The following is an 8235-nucleotide window of genomic DNA, read 5'->3' as shown; positions in this document are numbered from 1 at the left end:
CTCTCCTCCCCCTTGCGGGGAGGAGGTGGGAGGTGGGGGTGGTGCCGGATCGAGCGCGGCGGTGCCTTCTGCTCGACCCCCACCCCGAACCCCTCCCCGCAAGGGGGAGGGGACAAGAAACTCAATTCGCCGAGATCTTGCTGACGTCGTACTCGAACTTGCCAGTCTTCTTGAAATTCTCGACCCGCTTCTTGTTGCGCTCTTCCATCTGCTTGATGGAATCGGCCTGCTTGTTTAGCTCCTTCGGATCGTGCTTGGGATCGTACTTGGAGCCGGCGATCTTTTCCGGGAAGCCGGGCTTCGGCTCCCAGCAATTGCCCGGCGCCTTGCACTTGGTGCCGTCATAGGCGAGCGCCGGGGCGGCGAGTCCGGCGAGGGCGACGGCCGCGGCGGCGATGAGAGTGGTCTTCATGGTTTCCTCCACTTTATGAGACGTGCTCTTTTCGGGGCTTGCTCTTCTCGGGGACCGCGCCGCGCGCGGCGTGGTCCCACGGTCTGCCCCCTCGATCGCGCCGGTCGAAGCCGGCCCGAAACCCGAAAGGATCACTCCTCCAGCGGCTGGCACTGGCCCTTGGCGTCCTTCGGGATGACGTCGCCCTGCTTGTAGGGCGTGTAGGCCTTCTTCTGCTCGTCGTTGAGCCAGACCGCGTCCTGCTTCGGCCCCGTGTAGAGGTGCCGGATCCAGGCGATGGTCTGCAGCATCTCGTCGGGCGTCAGGTTCTCGTTGTGCGGGCCCATCATGCCGTTGGCGCCGCCGAAGATCGTGGCGAACAGGCCGACATCGGTCGTGTTCGAGGGATAGGTCCAGTAATTGTCGTTGAGGCCCGGCCCGAGCTTGCCCTCGGCGAGGTGGCCGTGGCAGCCGGAGCAGGAGGTCGCGAACAGGCTCTCGCCGTTGCGCAGGCAGGACTTGTCGTCGATGTAGAGGTTCTCGCCGGTCTCGAGGAACTTCTTCACGGCGGGCGTGTCGCGGCCGCCCTCCTTGCCCTGGGACACGTCGAGCGTCTCGCCGGTCACCGTGTTGCGGAACACGACGCCCGTCTGCGGGCCGGACTGGGGCTGGGCGAGGGCGGGAAGGAGGCTGCCGGCGAGCACGAGGCCCAGAAGGGCGGTTCCGATCGTTGTGCGCTTCGTCATCGTCTTGGTCTTGTTCCTCATTGTCCTGATCGCCGTGCCGTTCGTCGGATCCATCAGTTCGAGACGGGCAGCACCGGCACGCCCTCCTCCTTCAGGATCGCCTCGATCCTCGGCCTGGCCTTCTCCAGCGCGGCGTCGAGTTCCGCCTTCAGGGCCGTGTCGTCCTTGCGCACGCCCATCGACTGGTCGAAGCTCTGCGGCATCTTCTGGCCGTCGCTGCGGGTGGTGTCGTCGGGCACCGGGGTCATGCGCAGCTTGGTCGAAGAATCGCGCACGTAGCGGGCGACGTCGGGTCCGAAGGCCACGCCGACCTCGGCCTTGCCGGTGGCGACCTCGCTCACCATCCGGGCCGGGTCGATCTGCGTGTATTGATTCCGGGGCGCGCGGAAATTCACCAGCGAGTAGAGGTAGGCCATGTCCTCCTCGTAGCGGCCGATGTCCTTGAGCATCGCCTCGCCGGGCGTGCCGAAGCCGACCACCATGTGGCTCACGTCCTTGAGCCGCGGATCGGACCAGGACTTGATGTCGAGATCCTTGTCGGCGCGGGTGAGGAAGACGTAGCCCGAGCGGTAATAGGGCTTGCTGGTGAGCACCCGCGGATCGTCGGAATCGAGCCCGACCACCACGTCGCAGGTCTTCTTCTCCAGCCCGTCGCGCACGAGGTAGATCGCGGGCTTGCCGAGCCAGACGAACTGCGCCTTGCGGCCCATGGCCTCGGCGACGGCGGTGGCGATGCGGTTCTCGAGCCCCGAGCCGTCCTTCATCGAGAGCGGCGGCTGCTCGGCGGCGCAGACGCGCAGGGTCCCGGCATCGGGTTTCGCGGCCTCGGCGGCCTTCTTGTCCTGCGCCAGGGCGGCCCCGCACAGGGTCGTCAGAGCCGCGGTCAGGGCGACGGCCGAGGCGGCCGCGCGGCGGCGTCCGTTCACGAGCGACATCTTCGTTTCCTCTGGATTATTCTTATGACGTCTTGGCGCGGGGCTCAGGCTTTCAGCTCGGACGCCCTGTCGGGATCGTCCCGGCCTGCCCCCCACGCATCTCCCGTGCAGATCGTCGCCCGTGCCGGGGCATCGGCACGTGAAGGGGAAACAGTCTGCGGAGAGCGGGGGCGGGATGGTGCGGACCAGGTCGCGGGTCGTTCGAGGGCCCGCACCACCCCAGCCGTGTCCCTCCCCCGCGAGGGGGGAGGGGAGGTTCGTCCGTCGAAGCGCCGGCCTTACTTGGCGGCCGACTTCCACTCGCCGACGTTCGGATCGTCGTAGGGACCCTTGCCGTCGAGCGAGAACACGATCACGCCGCCGCCCATCTGGGTGTAGTTGGCGAGCTTCTTGAAGGCGCCCACCGCGCCGAGGCCGGCGGTCGGGTCGGCGAGGTCGAACACGAGGCCCACGCCCGGCCAGCCGCCGACGCCGTAGTAGATGGCGACGTACTGCGTGCCCTTGTGGCTGTAGGTCATCGGGTAGCCGATGGCGCCGGACGGGATCTTGAACTTCCAGAGAAGGTCACCCGTGTCGGAGTCGCGCGCCTTCAGGTAGCCGTCGAGCGTGCCGTAGAAGACGAGGTCGCCCGCGGTGGCCATGGTGCCGCCCCACACGGCGAAGCGCTCCATCTTCTCCCACTTATAGTCGCCGGTGATCGCGTTGTACGCCTTGATCTGGCCGAGACCTTCGTAGTTCTGACGGTCGCCCTTCGGGCCCGGATACATGTTCAGCGTCGCGCCGACGAAGAACTGACCCGCACGGTAGGGAAGCATGAAGGGCTCCCAGTCCATGCAGATGTGGTTGATGCCCATGAAGAACAGTTCACGCTTCGGATCGTACGAGTCGTGACCCTGGTTGTGGTAGCCCATCGCCGAGGGGCAGATGTCCTTGGCGAGGTGGTCCATCCGGGTGCCGTACTCGGGATCGCGCACCGGCTGGCCGGTCTTGAGATCGACCGACTTGAACACGTTGACCGTGTCGTCGAGCTTGTTGGCCGAGACCAGCGCGCCGTCGGTGCGGTCGAGCGTGTAGACGATGCCGTTGCGGTCCGGGTGGGTCAGCAGCTTGCGGGCCTTGCCGTCCTTGTCCTTCTGCTCGGAGAGCATCATGACGTTGACGCCGGCATAGTCCCACTCGTCGTGCGGGGTCTTCTGGTAGCCGAACTTGGCCTCGCCCGTGTCGGCGTCGCGGCCGAAGATCGTCATCGTCCACTTGTTGTCGCCCGGACGCATGGTCTCGTTCCACGGCGCCGGGTTGCCGGTGCCGAAGTAGATCAGGTTGGTGCCCGGATCGTAGGCGTACCAGCCCCAGTTGGTGCCGCCGCCGATCTTCCAGGCATCGCCCTCCCAGGTGCCGGTGCCGAGGCCCTTCTGGCCGTAATGGGGGTTCTTGATGTTGAAGTCGGAAGCCAGCAGCAGGTCCTTGTCCGGACCCGTGGCGTAGGCGCGCCAGATCTGCTCGCCGGTCTTCACGTCGTAGGCGGTCAGGTAGCCGCGCACGCCGAGCTCGGCGCCCGAGGAGCCGATGATCACCTTGTCCTTCACGACGTAGGGGGCGATGGTCAGCGTCGAGCCGACCTTGATGTCGGAGTTCTCGACCTTCCACACCGTCTCGCCGGTCTCGGCGTTGAGCGCCGCGACGTTGCCGTCGAGCTGGGTCTTGAGGATCAGCGCCGGGGTCTTGCCGTCGCCGGGCCAGTAGGCGAGGCCGCGGTTGACGAGGTCGCAGCAGGCGACCGCGCGGGCGGCCGGGTTCTGCTTCGGCTTGTCCTGCCACAGGATGGTGCCCGGGTCGTCGAGGCCCAGCGCGAAGGTGTTGTTCGGGAACGAGGTGTGGATGTACATCTTGCCGTCGACGACGAGCGGCGCGCCCTCATGGCCGTTCAGCAGACCGGTGGAGAACGTCCAAGACGGCCGAAGCTGCTTCACGTTGCCTTTGTTGATCTGCTTCAGTTCGCTGTAGTTGTTCGAGTCGTAGTTCTTGCCGGGCATCACCCAGTTGTCGTCGCTCTTCGACAACTCGACCAGCTTGTCGTTGGCGTAAGCGGCGCTCGACAGCGCGGCCGGCGCGAGCGCCAGCATCGCCAGGGCCGAGACCGATGTCACAAACCTGCTCATCCTGCGTCTCCTCACTGAACCGCCTCGCCTTTCGGCCTCGCGGTATCTCTCAGACGTTTTTCTGAGGTTCCAGGCTCGCTCCGAAGTCCTTCGAAGTGCCGCATCGTGGAACTAAGAGGATTCTTAGATCGCCGCGGTCTTATGAAAGACTTATTAGCGCCCCTTCGCCTATAATTTCTAGGCTTTGATTGGTCGAGATGTCTTTAGCTGGTCGGACATTTCTTGTCGGGACGATAAGGCAATTCTAAAAGTGACAAGGCGTAGTGTCGCAACTTGCGGACATCGTCTTGACCAGGACTGGGACCCGTCGCACCACTGTCGTCAACGGGCCCTCGCGAAGCGGCCCGGCAGGCGGGAGGCGTGTCGGCCATGGCGCAGGGGCAGCGTGCGCGGGGCGTTCCGGCGGTGTGCGGCGTACTCGCCCTGTTTGCATGGGCCGGGATCGGCGCCGCGGTCGGAGACGACGCGACGCACCCGCCGCGAGAGGCCGGTCCACCGGCCCGCGCGCCGGCAAGGGACGTGACCGAGACCGCCGCGCTCTATCCCCATGACGGGCGCCGCGACATGACGAGCGGCGACCGGGCGCGCTATCCGGGGGCGGGCGTCCTCTGGTGCCGCCGCCCGGACGGGGTGCCGCAGAAGGCGGCGGCCGCGTGGCTGATCGGCACGGCCTCGACCGTGATGCTGAACGCGCACAACTTCCGCAACCGGCAGCTCGAGACCACGCGGGCGGTCGGCGACTGCTATTTCCAGATCGGCGGCCGCAACTACGACTTCGTCGCCGAGAGCTTGCGCCTCGGCGTGGCCGCGGACGCCACGCGTCTTCACATCACCGACGATTGGGCGCTGCTGCGCCTCGCCCAGCCCGCCGAGGGGCCGCGCCAGCCGGTGCCGGACGCCGACCCCGACCTGTCGACGGGCGACCTCTCGCTGCCCGTGACGCTGGTCGCCCCCGGCGGTCACCAGAACTACCGCGGCGACAGCAGCCTGGAGACCTGCACGATCCGCCGGATCGATCCGCCGACGGAAGGCGGCATCCGCCGTGCCCGCCACGATTGCAACGACGGCTACGGCGGCTCGGGCTCGGGGCTGTTCGACGAGGCGGGCCGGCTCGTCGCCATGCAGAGCGCCTCGCTCTCCATGAACTCCCGGCACGCCTTCGACATCGAGTTCCATTACGGCTCCGCCCTGCTCATCGAGGGCGCGTTGCGCGACGCCCTGCGCCGGGCGCAGCGGGAGGACACGACGCCGCAGGCGCCGTGAGCGGGGACCGCGCAAACGCCTCGGGAGGAACGGAATTCCTGTGGACGGAGCCCGCCGCCGCGGCGACGGGGCGGCGGGACCGGCTCGGAACACCCGCCGCGGACCCCGGTTGCCCGGATTCCACCGAGAGACGCCGGGAGGCGACATTCGTATGTCGAAGCATCTGAAGACGGACACGCCGACCGATGCCGACCTGAAGGGCAATCCGGGTATCGGCCAATCGAAGGGCCTGACCGGAACGGACCCGGACGCGATCCGAGGCGATTCCACCGTCGAGGGCGATGTCGAGAACGAGACCACGCCGGAGGGCGGAGTCGATCCCGATCACCGCGGGCGGGGCAACGCCTGACCGACGCGGCGGCGCAGGAGCGCCGCCGCCCGCCTCAGTCAAGCAGCCAGCGGAGGGAGCGGCGCAGTTCGCCCGTGCCGTTCCGGTCGAACCAGGCGCCGTGGCTGAACACCACGCGCTCCGGCGACAGGGCGAGGAGCTTGGCGGCGGCGCGGGCCGCCTCGCGCTTGTGCAGGCGCACCACGAGCCGGAGATAGAGCGGCGCCCGTCCGTCGGGCGCGGTCGCCCCGGCGATCCGCATGAGCGGGCGCAGGACGAGCGGGAGCTTGGCCGGCTCCAGGTTCAGCACGAGATCGGTCAGGATCAGCGTCGCCGAGGCGGCGTGGAAGAAGGCGACCTCCCGGAATCCGAAGCCGCCGGGCACGATCACCTGCGTCAGGTCGCCGGACCATTCGGGCGGGACTTCGTCGCCGAGATCCCGGTCGAGGCGCAGGGCCGCCCGGCGGACCGGCCGGCGCTGGCGCAGGTTCGGCGCGGCCCAGGTCAGGGCCTGCGGGCAACGGCGCTGCCATTCCTTCAGGTAGGTCCAGTGGGCGACGTTGGGCGCGACGAGGTGGCGGATCGGCCCGAGCGCCTCGATCTCGCGGTGCAGACCCGCGTCGTAGCGGGTCGGCGAGTGCAGCCAGATGCCGCCGTCGGAGAGCCGCACCACGCTCATGCGCACGGGCAGCGGCAGGCCGGCGGCGTGGATCGGGCCGCTATCCACGATCCAGAGGCCGAAGGCCACCGGCTTGAGCACGTCGAGAGGGGGATAGGTCGGATCGCTCACGGCATCGGGCCCGGAATCAGGGGTCTCGCGGGAGGCCCATCATGGCGCCCCCGCCCGGCAGCCGCGTGACAGGGGCGGGGAGAGCCCGGCACGGAACAATAGCTGCGCGGTGCATGGCTCCGAGACCGCACAGGCCGGATCGCCGTGCGGCCTATAGCCTTCCAACCTCGGCTTTCTCGCGAAGTTTCGAGAAGAGGCGTCGCGGCACTCTTTTCTGATCTGTCGCAGGACGGGCGCCGGGCGGGAACAAAGCTTTCGCGCCGGCCTTCCCGTGATGACCGTTCCCGCACGGCCGGAACGCGCCCCGATCCCCGTCTCACCGATCCCCGTCCCACCCGCGCACAGGAGAAGGCCGTGGCGCAGCAGATCCCGATCAGCCGCCAGGCCCGCGCCGACGACCCGCGGGCCGATGCCGAGCGCGACGACGGCACCCACGCGATCGCGCCCGATCTCGCCTATCGCCGCCTCGTCCTGGCCAACGTCGTGTTCGTCGGCAGCCCCGGTGCCGGCGACCGCAACTGGGTCCTCGTCGATGCCGGGATTCCGGGCTCGAAAACCGCGATCCGCGAAGCCGCTGACGCCCGCTTCGGCGAGGGCGCCCGCCCGGCGGCCATCGTGCTGACCCACGGCCATTTCGACCATGTCGGCGTGCTGGAGGATCTGGCGGAGGAGTGGGACGTGCCCGTCTACGCCCACGGCCTGGAGCGCCCCTATCTCGACGGCAGCGCCGCCTACCCGGCGCCGGATCCGAGCGTCGGCGGCGGCCTGATGGCGCGCATCGCGCCGCTCTACCCCACCAAGCCCGTGGACGTGTCGTCCCGCCTGCGCCTCCTGCCCGCCGACGGCAGCGTGCCGCCGATGCCGGGCTGGCGCTGGCTGCACACGCCCGGGCATTCGCCGGGCCATGTCTCGTTCTGGCGCGAGGCCGACCGCAGCCTGATCGCGGGCGACGCCTTCGTCACCACCGCCCAGGAATCGGCCTATGCCGTGGCGATGCAGGCGCCCGAGGTGCACGGCCCGCCGATGTATCTGACCCTCGACTGGCCGGCGGCGGGCGGCTCCGTGCGCAGCCTCGCCGCGCTCGGGCCCGAGCGGGCGATCACCGGCCACGGGCGTCCCCTCCAGGGACCGGAGCTGCGCCGCGGCCTCGACGCGCTGGCCCAAGACTTCGAGCGCGTCGCCGTGCCGGATCAGGGCCGCTACGTCGAGACGCCGGCACGGGCCGAGGACGGCTCGGCCTACCGCTCGCCGTGAGGCCGGCGGCGATGGCGGCATGCGATCAGCCGAGCGCTCCCGCGCCGACGGAGGGGGCCGACTTCCCGGTCGCGGCGGGCGTGCTGTTCGGGCTCGGCCTCGGCGGTTTCTTCGACGGCATCGTGCTGCATCAGGTGCTGCAATGGCACCACATGCTCAGCTCCTGGTACCCGATCACCTCGATCGAGAACCTCGAACTCAACACGCTCTGGGACGGGATCTTCCACAGCGCCACCTACGTCTTCGTCGTGATCGGGCTGTTCATCCTGTGGCGCCGGGCGCGGGGGCGGCATCTGCGCTGGTCGAACCGGGCGCTGGTCGGCAGCCTGCTCGTCGGCTGGGGCGTGTTCAACCTCGTCGAGGGGCTGA

At 68.8% G+C, this 8235-nt stretch carries 9 protein-coding genes; 4 read left to right on the top strand and 5 right to left on the bottom strand.

From position 1 onward, the window contains the following. Positions 1-121 precede the first annotated feature (121 nt). The 4 genes from MFF42_RS24270 to MFF42_RS24255 all read right to left on the bottom strand — a co-directional run bounded on the left by MFF42_RS24270 (position 122) and on the right by MFF42_RS24255 (position 4231). On the bottom strand, positions 122-412 hold the full coding sequence (locus MFF42_RS24270) for a methanol dehydrogenase [cytochrome c] subunit (protein ID WP_238258423.1): 291 nt from the start codon (positions 410-412) through the stop codon (positions 122-124). 131 nt (positions 413-543) lie between these two features. Next, a complete protein-coding gene (gene moxG, locus MFF42_RS24265) occupies positions 544-1137 on the bottom strand; it encodes a cytochrome c(L), periplasmic (protein WP_238258421.1) in 594 nt (197 codons plus the stop codon). A 53-nt stretch (positions 1138-1190) separates the two neighbouring features. Then, positions 1191-2072: a methanol oxidation system protein MoxJ gene (moxJ, locus tag MFF42_RS24260; protein WP_238258419.1), complete on the bottom strand. Its 882-nt coding sequence runs from the start codon at positions 2070-2072 to the stop codon at positions 1191-1193. 278 nt (positions 2073-2350) lie between these two features. Then, positions 2351-4231 carry a methanol/ethanol family PQQ-dependent dehydrogenase gene (locus MFF42_RS24255; protein WP_238258417.1) on the bottom strand — a complete coding sequence of 627 codons (1881 nt, stop codon included), beginning with the start codon at positions 4229-4231 and terminating at the stop codon, positions 2351-2353. A gap of 369 nt (positions 4232-4600) precedes the next feature. Between MFF42_RS24255 and MFF42_RS24250 the strand changes: the two genes are divergently transcribed. Then, on the top strand, positions 4601-5494 hold the full coding sequence (locus tag MFF42_RS24250) for a S1 family peptidase (RefSeq protein ID WP_238258415.1): 894 nt from the start codon (positions 4601-4603) through the stop codon (positions 5492-5494). 151 nt (positions 5495-5645) lie between these two features. Next, on the top strand, positions 5646-5843 hold the full coding sequence (locus tag MFF42_RS24245) for a hypothetical protein (protein ID WP_238258413.1): 198 nt from the start codon (positions 5646-5648) through the stop codon (positions 5841-5843). A gap of 34 nt (positions 5844-5877) precedes the next feature. Here the strand turns inward: MFF42_RS24245 and MFF42_RS24240 are convergent, their stop codons facing one another. Continuing rightward, the gene (locus MFF42_RS24240) at positions 5878-6612 is read right to left on the bottom strand and encodes a DUF4336 domain-containing protein (RefSeq protein WP_238258412.1); all 735 of its coding nucleotides are present in this window, start codon (positions 6610-6612) and stop codon (positions 5878-5880) included. A gap of 354 nt (positions 6613-6966) precedes the next feature. On the opposite strand from MFF42_RS24240, the gene MFF42_RS24235 reads away from it, so the two are divergent. Both MFF42_RS24235 and MFF42_RS24230 read left to right on the top strand, forming a co-directional pair. After that, entirely contained in the window at positions 6967-7866 is a 900-nt protein-coding gene (locus MFF42_RS24235) for an MBL fold metallo-hydrolase (protein WP_238258410.1), read from the top strand. 11 nt (positions 7867-7877) lie between these two features. Further along, on the top strand, positions 7878-8235 hold a 358-nt coding region (locus tag MFF42_RS24230), incomplete at its 3' end, for a DUF2243 domain-containing protein (RefSeq protein WP_238258408.1).

Source organism: Methylorubrum podarium, from assembly GCF_022179745.1.
GTDB lineage: Bacteria > Pseudomonadota > Alphaproteobacteria > Rhizobiales > Beijerinckiaceae > Methylobacterium > Methylobacterium podarium.
This window is presented reverse-complemented; position numbering and strand designations above follow the sequence as displayed.

What these genes read in the sequence shown, in the direction of transcription:
- MFF42_RS24270 (WP_238258423.1), bottom strand. Translation starts at nt 412, where the DNA reads ATGAAGACCACTCTCATCGCCGCCGCGGCCGTCGCCCTCGCCGGACTC.
- moxG (WP_238258421.1), bottom strand. Translation starts at nt 1,137, where the DNA reads ATGACGAAGCGCACAACGATCGGAACCGCCCTTCTGGGCCTCGTGCTC.
- moxJ (WP_238258419.1), bottom strand. Translation starts at nt 2,072, where the DNA reads ATGTCGCTCGTGAACGGACGCCGCCGCGCGGCCGCCTCGGCCGTCGCC.
- MFF42_RS24255 (WP_238258417.1), bottom strand. Translation starts at nt 4,231, where the DNA reads ATGAGCAGGTTTGTGACATCGGTCTCGGCCCTGGCGATGCTGGCGCTC.
- MFF42_RS24250 (WP_238258415.1), top strand. Translation starts at nt 4,601, where the DNA reads ATGGCGCAGGGGCAGCGTGCGCGGGGCGTTCCGGCGGTGTGCGGCGTA.
- MFF42_RS24245 (WP_238258413.1), top strand. Translation starts at nt 5,646, where the DNA reads ATGTCGAAGCATCTGAAGACGGACACGCCGACCGATGCCGACCTGAAG.